The sequence below is a fragment of the Amycolatopsis sp. NPDC004772 genome (assembly GCF_053601215.1).
In genome coordinates this window covers 1-15,207 of record NZ_JBSGBK010000065.1, presented here as the reverse complement: position 1 = coordinate 15,207, position 15,207 = coordinate 1, and the positions used below count along the sequence as shown (strand labels likewise).

At 71.3% G+C, this 15,207-nt stretch carries 15 protein-coding genes; 5 read left to right on the top strand and 10 right to left on the bottom strand.

What is annotated here, in order from left to right; all coding sequences use genetic code 11:
• Nucleotides 1-41 precede the first annotated feature (41 nt).
• The 3 genes from ACWEF6_RS30600 to ACWEF6_RS30590 form a co-directional block, all read right to left on the bottom strand.
• The gene (locus ACWEF6_RS30600; protein WP_449686112.1) at nucleotides 42-515 is read right to left on the bottom strand and encodes a pyridoxamine 5'-phosphate oxidase family protein; all 474 of its coding nucleotides are present in this window, start codon (nucleotides 513-515) and stop codon (nucleotides 42-44) included.
• Between the two features lie 2 nt (nucleotides 516-517).
• Complete coding sequence (locus ACWEF6_RS30595) at nucleotides 518-1,429, bottom strand: SDR family oxidoreductase (RefSeq protein WP_378203758.1); 912 nt, start codon at nucleotides 1,427-1,429, stop codon at nucleotides 518-520.
• Nucleotides 1,430-1,502: 73 nt separating this feature from the next.
• A complete protein-coding gene (locus ACWEF6_RS30590) occupies nucleotides 1,503-2,411 on the bottom strand; it encodes an aldo/keto reductase (RefSeq protein ID WP_449686111.1) in 909 nt (302 codons plus the stop codon).
• Nucleotides 2,412-2,483: 72 nt separating this feature from the next.
• Here ACWEF6_RS30590 and ACWEF6_RS30585 point away from each other — a divergent pair, with 72 nt between their 5' ends.
• Nucleotides 2,484-3,308: an LLM class F420-dependent oxidoreductase gene (locus ACWEF6_RS30585; RefSeq protein ID WP_449686110.1), complete on the top strand. Its 825-nt coding sequence runs from the start codon at nucleotides 2,484-2,486 to the stop codon at nucleotides 3,306-3,308.
• A gap of 208 nt (nucleotides 3,309-3,516) precedes the next feature.
• Nucleotides 3,517-4,548, top strand: a complete 1,032-nt coding sequence (gene fbaA / locus ACWEF6_RS30580) for a class II fructose-bisphosphate aldolase (RefSeq protein WP_449686109.1) — start codon at nucleotides 3,517-3,519, stop codon at nucleotides 4,546-4,548.
• 49 nt (nucleotides 4,549-4,597) lie between these two features.
• Here the strand turns inward: fbaA and ACWEF6_RS30575 are convergent, their stop codons facing one another.
• On the bottom strand, nucleotides 4,598-5,779 hold the full coding sequence (locus ACWEF6_RS30575; protein WP_449686108.1) for a hypothetical protein: 1,182 nt from the start codon (nucleotides 5,777-5,779) through the stop codon (nucleotides 4,598-4,600).
• Between the two features lie 286 nt (nucleotides 5,780-6,065).
• Between ACWEF6_RS30575 and ACWEF6_RS30570 the strand changes: the two genes are divergently transcribed.
• Nucleotides 6,066-6,476, top strand: a complete 411-nt coding sequence (locus ACWEF6_RS30570; RefSeq protein WP_310969528.1) for a DUF3151 domain-containing protein — start codon at nucleotides 6,066-6,068, stop codon at nucleotides 6,474-6,476.
• 66 nt (nucleotides 6,477-6,542) lie between these two features.
• Here the strand turns inward: ACWEF6_RS30570 and ACWEF6_RS30565 are convergent, their stop codons facing one another.
• The 5 genes from ACWEF6_RS30565 to ACWEF6_RS30545 form a co-directional block, all read right to left on the bottom strand.
• Nucleotides 6,543-7,526 (bottom strand): ABC transporter substrate-binding protein, encoded by a 984-nt coding sequence (locus tag ACWEF6_RS30565; RefSeq protein ID WP_086850145.1) that lies wholly within the window; start codon nucleotides 7,524-7,526, stop codon nucleotides 6,543-6,545.
• 119 nt (nucleotides 7,527-7,645) lie between these two features.
• Nucleotides 7,646-8,689, bottom strand: a complete 1,044-nt coding sequence (locus tag ACWEF6_RS30560) for a LacI family DNA-binding transcriptional regulator (protein ID WP_449686107.1) — start codon at nucleotides 8,687-8,689, stop codon at nucleotides 7,646-7,648.
• A gap of 280 nt (nucleotides 8,690-8,969) precedes the next feature.
• Nucleotides 8,970-9,926: an endonuclease/exonuclease/phosphatase family protein gene (locus ACWEF6_RS30555; RefSeq protein ID WP_449686106.1), complete on the bottom strand. Its 957-nt coding sequence runs from the start codon at nucleotides 9,924-9,926 to the stop codon at nucleotides 8,970-8,972.
• Nucleotides 9,923-10,846, bottom strand: a complete 924-nt coding sequence (locus ACWEF6_RS30550) for a D-alanyl-D-alanine carboxypeptidase family protein (protein ID WP_449686105.1) — start codon at nucleotides 10,844-10,846, stop codon at nucleotides 9,923-9,925. The genes ACWEF6_RS30555 and ACWEF6_RS30550 overlap by 4 nt, the downstream gene beginning before the upstream one ends.
• A gap of 177 nt (nucleotides 10,847-11,023) precedes the next feature.
• Nucleotides 11,024-11,278 carry a hypothetical protein gene (locus ACWEF6_RS30545; RefSeq protein WP_449686104.1) on the bottom strand — a complete coding sequence of 85 codons (255 nt, stop codon included), beginning with the start codon at nucleotides 11,276-11,278 and terminating at the stop codon, nucleotides 11,024-11,026.
• Nucleotides 11,279-11,508: 230 nt separating this feature from the next.
• On the opposite strand from ACWEF6_RS30545, the gene ACWEF6_RS30540 reads away from it, so the two are divergent.
• Nucleotides 11,509-12,984: a cellulose binding domain-containing protein gene (locus tag ACWEF6_RS30540; protein ID WP_449686103.1), complete on the top strand. Its 1,476-nt coding sequence runs from the start codon at nucleotides 11,509-11,511 to the stop codon at nucleotides 12,982-12,984.
• A gap of 4 nt (nucleotides 12,985-12,988) precedes the next feature.
• Here the strand turns inward: ACWEF6_RS30540 and ACWEF6_RS30535 are convergent, their stop codons facing one another.
• Nucleotides 12,989-13,783 carry an SDR family NAD(P)-dependent oxidoreductase gene (locus ACWEF6_RS30535; RefSeq protein WP_449686102.1) on the bottom strand — a complete coding sequence of 265 codons (795 nt, stop codon included), beginning with the start codon at nucleotides 13,781-13,783 and terminating at the stop codon, nucleotides 12,989-12,991.
• Nucleotides 13,784-14,001: 218 nt separating this feature from the next.
• On the opposite strand from ACWEF6_RS30535, the gene ACWEF6_RS30530 reads away from it, so the two are divergent.
• Nucleotides 14,002-14,619, top strand: a complete 618-nt coding sequence (locus tag ACWEF6_RS30530; protein ID WP_449686101.1) for a LysE/ArgO family amino acid transporter — start codon at nucleotides 14,002-14,004, stop codon at nucleotides 14,617-14,619.
• Nucleotides 14,620-15,207: the final 588 nt, after the last annotated feature.

Sequence of the window (15,207 nt, the reverse complement as noted above, 5' to 3'; positions counted from 1 at the left end):
GTTACCTCAGGTAACAGTTACTTGGAAGTACTGCCTACCGATCAGTACGTCCCGCCGAGCTTGCCGTGGTTCCAGCTCACGACCTTGGTCGGCCGGAAGACCAGCCCGATGCGTTTCGCGGCCTGACCTGCGATGAAGGCCTGCAGTTCGGCCGGTGCGGGGTCGCCCGGCTTGGCTCCCGAGTAGCGCTGCATCAGCGCCGTCCCCATCCGGGTGACCTCGTCGACGTCCTCGACGAGCTCGACGTCGGCCTCGAACGAGACGCCGCGGAGCTTCTCGTAGCTGTCGCCGTCCTCGACCAGCACGGTCGCCTCCGGCAGGCGGCGGAGGTTCTTCGCCTTCTGCGACGTGCCGTACGTCCAGGTCGCGACGCCGTCCTCGTGCGGGAAGTACCAGAGCGGCGCGAGGTGCGGGCGGCCGTTCGGGCCGATGCTGGCGACGTTGATGACCTTCTGCTCCGCGAGGTACGCGCGCACCTCGTCCTCGGTCATCCTGATCTGGTCGCGACGGGACATCTTCACCCCTTGGTGGCGGCCCGCCCGCCGTGGCCGGTGACCGCCGACTCGAACGCGCCGCGGGCCTCGATGTCGGCCAGCGCGGCCTTGTCCGCCGACGGTACCCGGCTGCGCGAGCCGATCTCGATGACCGGCGGGAGGAAGGCGCGCAGCAGCTTCAGCCCGCCGACCCAGCGCGGCACGTGGATGGTCCGGGCGCGCTTGAGAATGCCGGCTTCGAGGTCGTCCAGGGCCACGTCCAGCGGGTACGTCTTGCCGATCAGACCGGGCATCGACGCGCGGAGCTTGCCGAACACCGGGTGCGCGTCGGCGCTCTCGACCAGGTCGGTGCGGATCCACGTCGGGTGCGCGACGCCGACCTTGACGCCCAGGTGGGCGACCTCGGCGCGCAGGCTGTTCGAGAAGGCTTCGACGCCGGCCTTCGCGGCGGCGTAGTTCGCCATGCCGGGCGCATGCGTGATCGCGGCGAGGCTGGAGATCGCCAGCAGGTAGCCCTTGCGCTCGATGACGTGCGGGAGCGTGACGCGGAAGGTGCGCCAGACGCCGAGGAGGTCGACCTCGATGACCTTCTCGAACGCGGCCCGGTCGACCGAGCGGACGAAGCCCGCGGTCGCGATCCCGGCGTTGGCGATGACGATGTCGATCCCGCCGAAGTGCTCGACGACGCCCTTGGTCGCCTGCTCGAGGGCGTCCCAGCTGGTGACGTCGGCTTCCCACGCGTGGGCGTTCGGCCCGATCCGGTCGGCGACCTTCTGCTGCTCCTCGGCTTCGAGGCCGACGAGGGCGACCTTGGCGCCGCGCGCCGCCAGCCGTTCGGCCAGCCCGGCGCCGATGCCGCGAGCGGCGCCGGTGATCAGCACGACCTTGCCGTCGACCTTCTTGGTGCCGCTCAGCAGCGAAAACGGGTTGGCCACGGTGCCCTCCTAGACGTCACTTGAGGGCACCGTACCTCAACTTACCCGCAGTAAGCTACCCAGAAGTAGGGTCTTAGGCCTCGCTCAAGGCGGTGACTTCGGCGTCGGTCAGCTCGAGGGAAACCGACGCGACGAGGTCGGTCAGCTGCTCGGGCGTCCGGGCACTGGCGATCGGCGCGGCGACCGTCGGCTGCTGCCGCAGCCAGGCGAGCGCCACCGTGGCGACCGAAACGCCGTGTGCCTGCGCGACTTCGTCCAGCGCGGCGAGCACGCGCTCGCCATCGGCGTCCAAATAGGACGCGGCGCGGGCGGCGCGCGGGCTGTCGCCGGTCTCGTTCTTCGTGCGGTACTTGCCGGTGAGGAAGCCCTTCGCGAGGGCGAAGTACGGCAGCGTGGCCAGGCCCTCGCGCGCGACGATCGGGGCGAGGTCGCGCTCGTAGTCCCGCTCGACGAGGTTGTAGTGCGGCTGCAGCACGGCGTACCGCGCGAAGCCGTTCTGGTCCGAAATGGACAGTGCCTCGGCGAGCCGTTCGGCGGTGTAGTTGGACGCGCCGAGGTAGCGGACCTTGCCCGCGCGGACCAGGGTGTCGAACGCGCTCAGCGTCTCTTCGAGCGGCGTGTCCCGGTCGTCGATGTGGGCGTAGTAGAGGTCGATGTGGTCGAGCTGCAGGCGCCGCAGCGAGTCCTCGGCCGCGGCCTGGATGTTCTTCGCCGACAGGCCGGGCCGCTCCTGCCACCCGCCGACCTTCGTGGCGACGACGAAGTCGTCACGCCGGCCGCCCGCGGCCAGCCAGCGGCCGAAGATCTCCTCGGAGCGGCCGCCACCGCCGTAGAGGTCGGCGGTGTCCACGAAGTCGCCGCCGGCGGCGGCGTAGGCGTCGAGCACGGCGTGCGACTGCGGTTCGTCGGCCGTCCAGCCGAAGACGTTCCCGCCCAGGTTGAGGCCGTAGACGTCGAGGTCGGTGTTGCCCAGCTTGGTCATGCTCCCGACGTTAGTCTTCCCGGCTCGTGGGAACCGGGAGGAAATCCGGTACTTCGTGCGTTGGGGTGTTCTATGGCTATCGAACTGGGCAAGCTCGGGATCTGGCGGTACCACGGAGGTGTCGACGCGAAGTTCGCCGCGGAGGCGGAGAAGCTCGGCTACGGCGCGATCTGGCTGGGCGGTTCGCCCGGCGCCGGCGACCTGGACTCCGTCGACGACCTCCTGGGAGCAACGGACTCGCTGGTCATCGCGACCGGCATCGTGAACATCTGGCAGGACGAGCCCGCGTCGATCGCAAAGGTGTACGAGCGGCTCGCGGGCAAGTACCCGGACCGCTTCCTCCTCGGCATCGGCGCGGGCCACCGCGAAGCGACGAAGGAGTACAAGAAGCCGTACGCGGCGCTGGTCGACTACCTGGACGGCCTCGACGCGGCCGGCGTCCCGGCTTCCGGACGCGCGCTGGCGGCGCTCGGGCCGAAGGTGGTGGAGCTGTCGGGTACGCGCACGGCGGGTGCGCACCCGTACCTGACGACGCCGGAGCACACCCGCTCGGCGCGCGAAATCCTCGGTGCGGGTCCGCTGCTGGCCCCGGAGCACAAGGTCGTCCTGTCGACCGACGCCGCCGAGGCCCGCGCGATCGGCCGTCAGACGGTGAAGTACTACCTCGGGCTGTCGAACTACGTCGCCAACCTGCGGAAACTCGGCTTCACGGACGAAGACCTCGAGGGCGAGGGCAGCGACCGGCTGGTCGACGCGCTGGCATTGCACGGCGACGCGGCGACGATCGCCCGCGGCCTGGCGGGCCACCTCGAGGCGGGAGCGGACCAGGTCATCGTCCAGGTGCTCAACGAGGACCCGTGGCCGGCGTACCGCGCGCTGGCCGCCGAGCTGGTGTGATCCCCGTCCGGCCGCCGGTTCCCCGGCGGCCGGACGCGCTCCTTCTGAACCGATCCGACGTGCGGAGAAGTCCATCCATGCCCCCGCCGCCACCCTCAACGGAGCAGCGGAGCTGCGCTGTCTTGGATTCTTCCCGGGGACCGGTGTGCGGTGGCGGTCCACCTCGTACGATGCGGTCGGGACCACCCTGTGCCAAGGAGGAGTAACGATGCCCATCGCCACCCCCGAGGTCTACGCGGAGATGCTCGACCGGGCCAAGGCGAACGAGTTCGCCTACCCGGCCATCAACGTGACCTCGTCCGAGACCGTGAACGCCGCCATCCGCGGGTTCGCCGAGGCGGAGAGCGACGGGATCATCCAGTTCTCCACCGGCGGCGCGGAGTTCGCGTCCGGCCAGAAGGTCAAGGACATGGTGACCGGCGCGACCGCGCTGGCGGAGTTCGCGCAGGTCGTCGCGGCCAAGTACGACGTGAACGTCGCGCTGCACACCGACCACTGCCCGAAGGACAAGCTGGACGGCTTCGTCCGCCCGCTGATCGAGATCTCGGCCGAGCGCGTCAAGAACGGCCAGAACCCGCTGTTCCAGTCCCACATGTGGGACGGCTCGGCGATCGACCTCGACGAGAACCTCGAGATCGCCCAGGAACTGCTGGCCAAGACGGCGGCGGCCAAGATCATCCTCGAGGTCGAGATCGGCGTCGTCGGCGGCGAAGAGGACGGCGTCGAGGCGGAGATCAACGAGAAGCTGTACACGGCCGAAGGCGACTTCCTCAAGACGATCGACGCCCTGGGCGCGGGCGACCGGGGCCGCTACCTGCTGGCGGCGACGTTCGGCAACGTCCACGGCGTGTACAAGCCGGGCAACGTCAAGCTCCGCCCGGACGTCCTGAAGGGCGGCCAGGAGGCGGCGGCGAAGAAGCTCGGCCTGGAGGCGGGTTCGAAGCCGTTCGAGCTGGTCTTCCACGGTGGTTCGGGTTCGCTGCCGGAGGAGATCCGCGAGGCGGTGTCCTACGGCGTCGTGAAGATGAACGTCGACACGGACACGCAGTACGCGTTCACCCGCCCGATCGTCGACCACTTCTTCAAGAACTACGACGGGGTTCTGAAGATCGACGGCGAGGTCGGGAACAAGAAGGTGTACGACCCCCGCTCGTACCTGAAGGCCGCGGAGGCCGGCATGGCGGCTCGCGTCGTCGAGGCGTGCCAGGCGCTGGGCTCGGCGGGGACGAAGCTCAAGTAGTCACCCGCGAAGGGGCCGCCACGGTTGCGTGGCGGCCCCTTCGTCGTGTTCAGACCGATTCGGCGACCGAGCGCCGCGCCGCCCACTTCCGGGTCAGCGGTTCCGCGCCGGCCCAGAGGGCGAACACCCCGCCCAGCACCACCAGCGCCGTCCAGTACGCCGCCGGCGGGGCCGACTCCGTGTGCGCGTCACCCAGCACCCACGGCCGGAACTGCGACTGCAGCCAGAACGCCCCGTACCCGAACGCCGTCACCAGCAGCGCCCCCGCGCCGGCCTGGACCAATCCGGAACCGATGGCGAACGCCACGTCCACCGCCAGGCCCACGAACAGCAGGTAGAACGGCACCGTCGACACCGGGAAACCCAGCCCGAGCAACAGCGGCCACATCACCGAGCGGTAAGCCACGTACGCCAGCGCCACCGAAGTGGCCGCCCAGCGGAAGCCCAGCGTCCGGCGCGCCACGACCAGGATCAACGCCATCACGCCGATGCCCCACAGCGGGTACACCCACGACGGGATCGGCATCGTGAAGTGCAGCACCGCCGTCCGGTCGACCGGGTGGCCGATCTGGTTGGCCGCGAAGTCCAGCAGCGACTTCTCCGCCTCCGGCTCCCCGCGCTCCCACGCGCGCAGCCCCAGGATGCCGTACTCCTGCTGGCCGTTCGGGAAGAACGTGTTCTCCAGGAAGAACGCCCACAGCGCCAGCAGCACGCCGGTGCGGAAGCGGCCCGGCGGCGCGAACTTCAGCCAGGCCAGGAGCACGCCCGCCTGCATGATGCCCGTGCCCAGGTACAACATCATGTGGGACGGGCTCCACGCGGTCAGGTCGAGGCCGTTGACGCGGTGGTTGATCACGTCCAGCGGGGCCGCGACCAGGAACGTCAGCAGGCCGATCTGCATCAGCCGCAGCGACCGCTTGTCGCAGCCCAGGCCCGTGTAGCTGTGGATCGCCACCAGCACCACGATGATCACCGTGCCGACGGTGTTGATCAGGTGCGGGGGCGCCAGGTCGTCGCGCAGCCACCTGAAGTGCCACGACATGTCCCACGACGAGCCGACCAGCTTGAACGCGAACGCCGCCAGCCACATCCCGTAGCAGAACCGGAGCACCCAGTCCGGGGTCGGCTGCCCGGGGGCGCCGCGGTGCCAGTGCCGCGTGAAGAACAGCCGCGTCTTGGCGACGGGGCTGCGCGGGATCACGTCCACCGGGACGTCGACTGCCTTGGCCATGCCGGACATCATGGCCGGTCATGGTCACGAGTGGGCCAAGACCGTGGCAAACGACGCGAAAATCGGGGTTCCCCCGACCTTCTTCCCCACCACCACCCTCAACGGAGGCGCTTCGCGCCCAGGGTTCACCCGTAGGGGTCACAGACTTGCCCGGAGCGGCCCCGGCTTGGCAGGGTGTCGCGCCATGATGCCGAAACGAGTTGTCGCGGGCGTGCTCGTCGCCGCCCTGGTGCTGGCCGGAGCCGGGGTGCTCGGGAGCCTCTTCCTGTAGGGGCACAATGACCCCATGACGCACAACCTGCTCGGCCCCGAGCCGACGCTGCTGCCCGAGCACACCGCCGCCCAGGCCGCGCTCGACGCCGGGAGCGACCCGGCCACCGTCGCGGCCGAACACCCCGACTACAGCGAGGCGTGGGCTTCGCTGGCCGAGAAGGCCTTCGACGCGGGCGAGACCGTCGCCGCGTACGCGTACGCCCGCACCGGCTACCACCGGGGCCTCGACCAGCTGCGCCGCGCGGGCTGGAAGGGCTTCGGCCCGGTGCCCTGGTCGCACCGCCCCAACCAGGGGTTCCTCCGCGCCCTCGCCGTCCTGGGCAAGGCCGCCGGCAAGATCGGCGAGACCGAGGAGCACGAGCGCTGCAAGACCTTCCTCGCCGACTCCGACCCCGCCGCCGCGGAAGCCACCGGCCTGAAGTGACCCACCGGTCGTGAGTGGTAAGGCGGGTTCTAACCCGCCTTACCACTCACGACCGGCGGGCGAGTGTCAGTACTGGCGCTGCGGCAGCGCGGCCTTGGCCGACGCCTGGTCGAACTCGGTTTCCTGGGTCTCGATGCGGGCGGGCACCTGCTCGCCGGCGGCGACCTTCTTGACCAGGTCCATCAGCTGCGGGCCGAGCAGCGGGTTGCACTCGACGATGTGGTTGATCTTGCCGTCGGCCAGCGCCTGCATGCCGTCCTTGACCGCGTCCACGGAGACGATCTTGATGTCCTTGCCCGGGACCTTGCCCGCGGCTTCGATGGCCTCGATGGCGCCGAGGGCCATGTCGTCGTTGTGGGCGTAGAGGACGTCGATCTTGGGCTGGGACTTCAGGAAGGCCTCCATGACCTCCTTGCCCTTGGCGCGGGTGAACTCACCGGTCTGCGAGGCGACGATCTTGTACTTCGGGTCGGCCGCGATGACGTCCGCGAAGCCCTTCTTGCGGTCGTTCGCCGGGGCCGAGCCGGTGGTGCCCTGCAGCTCGACGATGTTCACCTGGCCGGTGGCGCTGCCGTACTCCTTGGTCAGCCACTCCCCCGCCTTCTTGCCCTCGGCGACGAAGTCGGAGCCGAGGAAGGTCTTGTAGAGCGACTTGTCCGGCGAGTCGATCGCGCGGTCGGTGAGGATGACCGGGATGTTGGCGGTCTTGGCTTCCTTCAGGACGGTGTCCCAGCCGGACTCGACGACCGGCGAGAAGGCGATGACCTTGACCTTCTGCTGGATGTACGAGCGGATCGCGGAGATCTGGTTCTCCTGCTTCTGCTGCGCGTCGGAGAACTTCAGCTCGATCCCGGCGGTCTTGGCCGACTCCTGGATCGACTTCGTGTTCGCCGTCCGCCAGCCGCTCTCGGCGCCCACCTGGGCGAAGCCGAGCGTGACGGCCCCGCCGGACGAACCGCCGGACGAACCGCCACTTCCGCAGGCGGTGAGCAGCACGAGTCCGGCCGCCGCGGCCGCCGCGGCGGCCCATCGCTTCTTCAGCACGTTCACTCCTCGATCGACGATGATCAGTGGGAAAACCTGGGTGGGGACTACTCGGGTGGAGATCTCTGGTGCGTGTTAGCGCTAACAATCCCTCGGGAACCACCAGGTCCCCGCCGGCCGCCGCGCTACCGCGGTCCGGTGCTCTCGCGCACGATCAACTCGGGGACGACCAGGGCGCGCGCGTGCCGGTCGCCTCCGTCCATCCGCCCGGCCAGCAGGCCGAACGTACGCCGTCCGACTTCGATGAAGTCCTGGCGCACCGTCGTCAGCGGCGGCGTGAAGTACGCCGCCTCGGGGACGTCGTCGAAGCCCGCCACGCGCACGTCCCGCGGCACCGAGATGCCCGCTTCGGCGAACGCGCGCAGCAAGCCCAGTGCCATCTGGTCGTTGCCGGCGAAGACGGCGTCCAGATCCTTTTCCTTGGCGAGGGATCGCCCCGCCTCGTACCCGGAACGCGAGCTCCAGTCGCCGCGGATCACCCGCGGGGCCCCGACGCCGTGGCGTTCCAGGGTTTCCCGCCAGCCGAGTTCGCGGTCACGGGCCTCCAGCCAGTCCTCCGGCCCGGCGATGTGCCACACCGTGCGGTGGCCCAGCGCCAGGAGGTGTTCGGTGGCCCGGCGGGCACCGTCGCGCTGGTCGACGGAGATGACCGGCACCGGTGCCGCCTCCCCGCCGCCGACCGCGACGACCGGGAAGTCCGCGGGCGCGGCTTCCAGCGCCCGGCCCGCGCTGACGTGCGGGGCGATCACGATGACGCCCTCGACCGCCTGGCGGCGCAGGTTCTCCACCGCGTCAGCGATCGACGACCGGCCCGGCCGGCTGACACTCGAGATGGTGATCGCGTACCCGGCTTCCCGGGCGGCGTTCTCGATGCCGTACAGCGTGCTGGCCGGACCGTACAGATTGGACTCGAGCGCGACGACGCCGAGCGTGCCGGTCCGCCCGGTGACCAGCGCCCGGGCCGCCGAATTGGGCCGGTAGCCCAGTTCCTCGATGGCCGCGAGCACCCGGGCCCGGGTCTCGGGGCGCACCGGGCCGGTCCCGTTGATCACCCGGGACACGGTCATGTGGGACACGCCCGCCACGCCCGCGACGTCGGTCAGGCTGGGCTGCCGCGTCCCGGCGGCGGTCGCCCGGACGGGGCCGCCGGAGCGGGGTCGTTCGGCCACCGGCGTCCCCTTCCGTCCGCTCCGACATGGTCTGCGTCACCTGTTCCGGTGACGACGAGGAGTTAGTGTTAGCGATAACACCCACGGGGTCAACCCCGGGTCGCGTAACGGTCTAGTCACGCGCCCTTCACCTCGGCCCGCCGACGAATTCGACGGCGCGACCTGCGCGGAGCGTCGTTTGAAATTCACCGCCCGTCAGCACCGCCCGGTGTTCAACGGCATGTTCGCGCCTCCCGCGGGGCGCTTACCACACGCCTTCGACGACTCCCGGTCCCGGGGGTCAGAACGCCACCGTGGCGGCGACGGGCAGGTGATCGCTGCCGGTCGCGGGCAACGTCCAGGCCGCGACCGGGCGCACCCCCGACACGAAGACCTGGTCGATCCGCGCCAGCGGCAGACCGGCCGGCCAGGTGAAGCCGAACCCGTCGCCCGCTTCTTCCTGCGCGGCCTGCATCCGGGCGGTGATCGGCGCGAGCGCCCGGTCGTCCGCCGTGCCGTTGAAATCGCCGACGAGCACCGTCCGCGGCGCGGATTCCGCGGCGACGGCGTCCGCCAGCAGGCCCATCGCCTCGTCGCGGCCGTTCGCGGTGAAGCCGGCGTCGAGCCGGACCCGCACCGAAGGCAGGTGGGCCACGAAGAGTGCCACCGGGCCCTTCGGAGTGTCCACTGTGGTCCGCAGCGCGCGGGTCCACGGCATGATCGCCACCGGCTGCGTGTCGCGCAGCGGGAAGGTGCTCCAGACCCCGACCGTGCCCTGGACCGAGTGGTACGGGTAGCCCGCCGCGAGGGCGTCCTCGTACTTCGGCACCTCGGACTTCTTCAGCTCCTCGAGCGCGATCACCTGCGCGCCCGCCGCGGCCAGGGCGCGAGCGGTGCCCACCGGGTCGGGGTTCTCGTCGTTGACGTTGTGCGAGACGACCGTGAGGTCCCCGCCCGGCGTGCGCTTGTCGAACAGCCGGCCGCCGAAGGACCCGCCCCAGGCCAGCACCGGCAGCAGGAGGGCGACCAGAGCGAGCGGGGCGCGCCGGACCAGGGCCGCGACCAGCAGCGGCACGACGAGCAGGCCGGTCCAGGGCAGGAACGTCTCCAGCAGGCTGCCGGCGTTGCCCACCCAGTTGGGCACCAGCGGGTGCGCGACCAGCAACAGCGCGGTCAGGACGGCGAAGGCGGCGGTGACCCGGCCCCGCCGCCACGTCGCCGCACGGGTGGCGGAGGGCCGATCGGCCGTCGCGGTCATCGGGTGGCCGCCGGGAGCTCGCGCTGGACCGCGGCGATGAGCGTCGCGCTGTTCTCCAGGGCGGCCCGCAGCCCGGCGGCCGGCGACCCGCCCGGGTTCTGGTGCAGGACGACGCCGAGGATCAGCGCACCGTTGCCGGCCCGCGCGGCCCACATCAGCGCCCCTCCGGCCGCGGTGGACGAGCCGGTCTTCAGCCCGATCACGCCGTCGCGGCCGAGCAGGGTGTTCGTGTTGACGACCGCGCCCGGCACGCCGTCGATCCGCAGGCTGGGCGTGGCGACGATGGCCCGGATCACCGGGTTCTTCATCGCCTCGCGGGCCAGCCGCAGCTGGTCGGTCGCGGTGCTCGTGGTCGAGTCCTCGACGCCGCTGGCGCCGGTGTAGGTGGTGCTGGTCATGCCCAGCGCGGCGGCCTCGCGGTTCATCTTCGCGACGAAGGCCTCCTGGCTGCCGGCGTCCCACCGGGCGAGCAGCCGGGCGACGTTGTTCCCGGACGGCACGAGCATCAGGGCGAGCAGGTCCCGCTCGCTCAACCGGCGTCCCGCACGGACCGGCGCGCTCGATTCCTCGGCCGAGGCCGACTCGGCTTCGGCCTGCTCGTCGACGGTGATCTCCGGACCGGCCTCGCCGGGGCCGAGCGGGTGGTCCTTGAGCACGACGTAGGCGGTCATCACCTTGGTGACGCTGGCGATCGGCACCGGCCGCTGCTCACCCCGGCTGCCGAGCGAGCCCAGGTTCTGGACTTCGACGCTCGCCTGGCCCCCGGCGGGCCACGGCAGCGGGAGGTCGACGTCCGGACGGGCGGCGAAGGCCCGGCCGGCGGTCTCGGGCGGGAAGACGACCCAGCAGGCGGCGGCGAGTGCCACGGCCACGGCGGCGGCGATCCCCGCGGCCAGGGGCGGGATGCGGGTGCGGGCCATCGGTCTCCTCCGGGTGCCGGGTGCGCCGGGTGCGCACCCCGCTCACTCTGTCCGGGGAAGATCGCCGGTTCGTCGGGGATGTTCGACAGGTGTGACCCAGGAATGTCCCGATCCGGTACCAAAGCCGAAGGGACCTTCCCCGCCCGCGACGGGAGGAAGGTCCCTTCGGCCCGGCGGTCAGGCCGTCGAACGCTGGATGCAGTCCAGTCCCAGGCCGAGCGGGGTCGCCACGTACTGGCAGACGTGCGACGCGTGCGCCTGGTCGGTCTGCGTGCAGGCGACCGGCACCCCCATCAGGTCGACCGAGCAGTACGCGTAGAACTGGGTCGAGCTGCCCGGCACCGGGTCCGCCGAAGCCGGCGTGGCCGCGGCGACGACCGCGGAAACCGTGAGTGCAGCGGCCATGGCCCAAGAAGCGATCCGGGTGTTCATCGTGCTCTCCTTCCGCCGAGCTTTCCCCTGTGCGCCAAGGGGTTCACCGGGGAGAATGCCCCGTCGAACGTCTCTTCAGCTCGGCGTCACCGGAAAGTGTTACGGCGCCAGCGTTCACGTACGTGACCATCGTTCATCCTGTTGACTGCGCTCGGGCCGGTGACCTATAAAGGGAACGTCCGGGTGTCCGCCGCACACCTCCGCAAGTTCCGCTGTTCCGGAGGCCATCGGTGTTCCCACACCCCTCGTCGCGCCGCGCCGTTTTCCTCGGCGCCGCCAGTGTTTCCACCGTCCTCGCCGTCACCGTCGCGCTCGGCGGGCCGCCGTCCGCCCGGGCCGCCGGCGCCGCACTGTCGGCCACCTTCGCGCGGACGTCGGTCTGGACCGGGGGCTACGGCGGTGGCTACACGATCACCAACCGCGGCGACACCACCGCCACCGGCTGGACCGTCGAGTTCGACCTGCCCGCCGGCTCGGCCGTCAGCAGCTCGTGGAGCAGCGTCCGCACGCAAGCCGGGCAGCACTACCGGTTCACCAACGCCGGCTTCAACGGCACAGTCCCGCCCGGCGGCACCGAGAACTTCGGCTTCAACGTCAGCGGCGCCGGCCTCCCCACCGGCTGCACCGTCAACGGCACGCCCTGCGGCGGCGGCCAGGTGACCACGACCCCCACCACCTCGGCCACGACGACGACACCGACGTCGACGACCACCACCACGGCCCCGCCCGCGGGTGACACCGTCGACGTCGCCACGGCCGCCCAGCTCCAGGCCGCGCTGGCGAACGCCGTCCCGGGCCAGGCGATCCGGCTCGCCGCCGGCACCTACCGCGGCTCCTTCGTCACCACGAAGGCCGGCACCGCGGCCCGGCCGATCACGCTGTCCGGCCCGGCGAACGCCGTCCTGATCAACGACGGCCCCTCGGGCGACGCCCCCGACTGCCCGGTACCGACCGCCGGCTGGGACTCCGGCTACGGCCTCTGGCTCGCGAACGCGCCCTACTGGACCCTGCGCGGGTTCACCGTGCAGGACTCGAAGAAGGGCATCGTCGCGGACAACTCGCCGCACACCACCATCGACGGCGTCACCGTCCACCACATCGACGAAGAGGCCGTGCACTTCCGCCGTTCCTCGGCCGACAGCGTGCTGAAGAACTCCACGATCACCTACACCGGCCTGGTCCAACCCGGCTATGGCGAAGGCGTCTACCTCGGCTCGGCGAACTCCAACTGGGGCTGCCACGGCAACACCGGCGGCGTCGACCGCGGCGACCGGATCCAGGTGCTGGACAACCACATCGGCCCGTTCATCGCCGCCGAGCCGATCGACGTCAAGGAAGGCACCTTCAACGGTGTCATCCGCGGCAACACCTTCGACGGCCGCGGCATCACCGGCCAGAACTCGGCGGACTCCTGGATCGACGTCAAGGGCATCGGCTACACGATCGAAGGCAACACGGGCACGTTCGCCCCGCCCGGTACGTTCGCCAACGGCTACGAGAACCACAACACGAGCACGAGCCCGTCGTTCGACAACGGCTGCGGGAACGTGTGGCGCGGCAACAAGTCCGACCTCGGCGGCGTGGGCGCCTACGCGATCAAGATCAGCTCGGTGTCGAAGTGCGCGGCCAACCCGAACGTGGTGTCCGCGTCGAACACGGTGACGAACGCCCGCTCGGGATTGACGAACATCCCGGTCACGCCGTGACGGCTCAGGGCACGATCGCGTCGACGTACCCGCCGTCCACCCGCACGGCGGCACCCGTGGTCGCCGACGCGAACGGCGAACTCAGGTACACCACCAGGTGGGCGATCTCCTCGGGCTCGATCAGGCGCTGCAGCAGCGATTGCGGGCGGTGCTGCTTCATGAATTCGCGCTGGGCCTGTTCCCACGGCAGGTCCTTGTCCACCAGTTCGTAGACGAAGTCCTCCACGCCGCCGGTGTGGGTCGGCCCGGCGATCACGGCGTTGACCGTGACGCCGGTGCCGGCCGCGTGCTTGGCGAACCCGCGGGACACGCCGAGCAGCGCGGTCTTCGACACTCCATAGTGGATCATCTCGGCCGGGATGACGATCGCGGAATCGCTGGCGATGTACTGGATCCGGCCCCATCCCCGGTCGGTCATGCCCGGCAGGTACGCGCGGGTGAGCCGGACCGCGGCCAGGACGTTGACCTCGAAGTAGTGCCGCCAGTCGGCGTCGGTGATTTCGAGGGGCTCCTGGGCGCCGAAGATGCCGAGGTTGTTGACCAGGATGTCGGTGTCCGGCACCTCCTCGACCACCTGGGCCGCGCCGGCCTCCTCGGACACGTCGCCGGGAGCCGGCAGGAAGTCCGCGTCCGGCAGGTCTTCGCGCAGCCGCGCGATGGCCTTGTGGACGCCGGTCTCGCTGCGGCCGTTGATCGCGACCCGCGCGCCCGCCGCGGCGAGGCCCGCCGCGATCGCCGCGCCGATGCCCTGGGTGGAGCCGGTGACGAGTGCCGTCTTCCCGCTCAGGTCGACCCGCATCGTGAAAGCCCTCTCTCGCTCGCGTGCCTCCCCGGGGCCGATTCAAGCACAGCTCCCCGGAGCCCACCGGCTGGAAATCCGGTTGCCCTCCCCCCTGGCGGCGGTCACGATCTGCGCATGACCACGTATCGCACCCCGCTCCTGCCGACCGTCGCCGCGACCACCGCGCCGGTCCAGCAGCAGCCGGGCCGTCCGCGGGGGTCGATCACCCCGGCGCCGTGAGCGCCGCGCTGCTCGCCGGCCTGGTCGCCGGCTACGGCATCGCGATCCCGGTCGGCGCCGTGGGGACGTACCTGGTGGCCCTCAGCGCCCGCACGTCGCTCCGGACCGGCCTCGCCGCGGCGCTCGGCGTCGCGACCGCCGACGGGGTGTACGCGCTGGTCGCCGTGCTCGGCGGGGCCGCGATCGCGGGCGTCATCACGCCGGTCGCCGGTCCGCTGCGGTGGGCCTCGGCCGCCGTGCTGATCGTCCTCGCCGCCCACGGCGCCCTGCGTGCGGTGCGCTCCCACCGCGCGCCGGTCCCCCGGCCGGTGACACCGCTCGCGCCGGGCCGCGCCTACGTGAGCCTGCTCGGCATCACGCTGGTCAACCCGGCCACGGTCGTCTACTTCACCGCCCTGGTGGTCGGCGACCGCGCCGGCGACACCGTCCCCGTGCTCGACCAGGTGGTGTTCGTGCTCGCGGCGTTCGCCGCGTCGGCGAGCTGGCAAGCCGCCCTGGCCGGCGGCGGGGCGTTGCTCGGGCGGGTCCTGACCGGCCCGCGGGGCCGGCTGGTGACGGCGCTCGTGTCGAGCGCGGTGATCACCGCGCTCGCCGTCCGCCTCGTGCTGCCCTGAGCCCGGCCACCCGGGCTCACCGGCCGCGTGGCGGTGAGGAACGGCAGCGCACTGACGGCCACCTGCCCCGCAGGCGGGGCCGGCGGAACGGCCCCCACGATCCGTTCGCCGGTAGGCCACCGCGACCTTCAGCGCGGCGGTGTCCACAGTGGAGGGCGGGGTCACGGTCCAGGTGAATGGGGCTGGCGGGGCGGGCTTGGCAGGGCCGACCCGGCGGGGCTGGCGGGGCTGGCTCGGCGGGGCCGACCCGGCGGGCTCAGCACGGCAGGCGAGCTCGGCAGAGCGGGCCAACCCGGCGGGCCGGGCTTGGCGAAGCGAGCCCGGCGCCAGCGGCGCGGCCCCGATTCCAACGGCGCGGCGTCCCCTCACGGCGCGACATCAACCGCGCAACCCGGCACGGCAGTGCCGAATTGCCGGAACGGCAATCCTCGCCCGGCAGCCTCGAAACAGAACCCGAAAGACCCACACCCCCCGCAACCCCGATCCGAAGCCCCAACACGGCCGGCGGTGCCGTGTCAAGGCACGCTTTCCCGCCTTGACCCGGTACCACCGGCCGTAGTCACAATACGGCTTAGGGGTGGGGGGCAC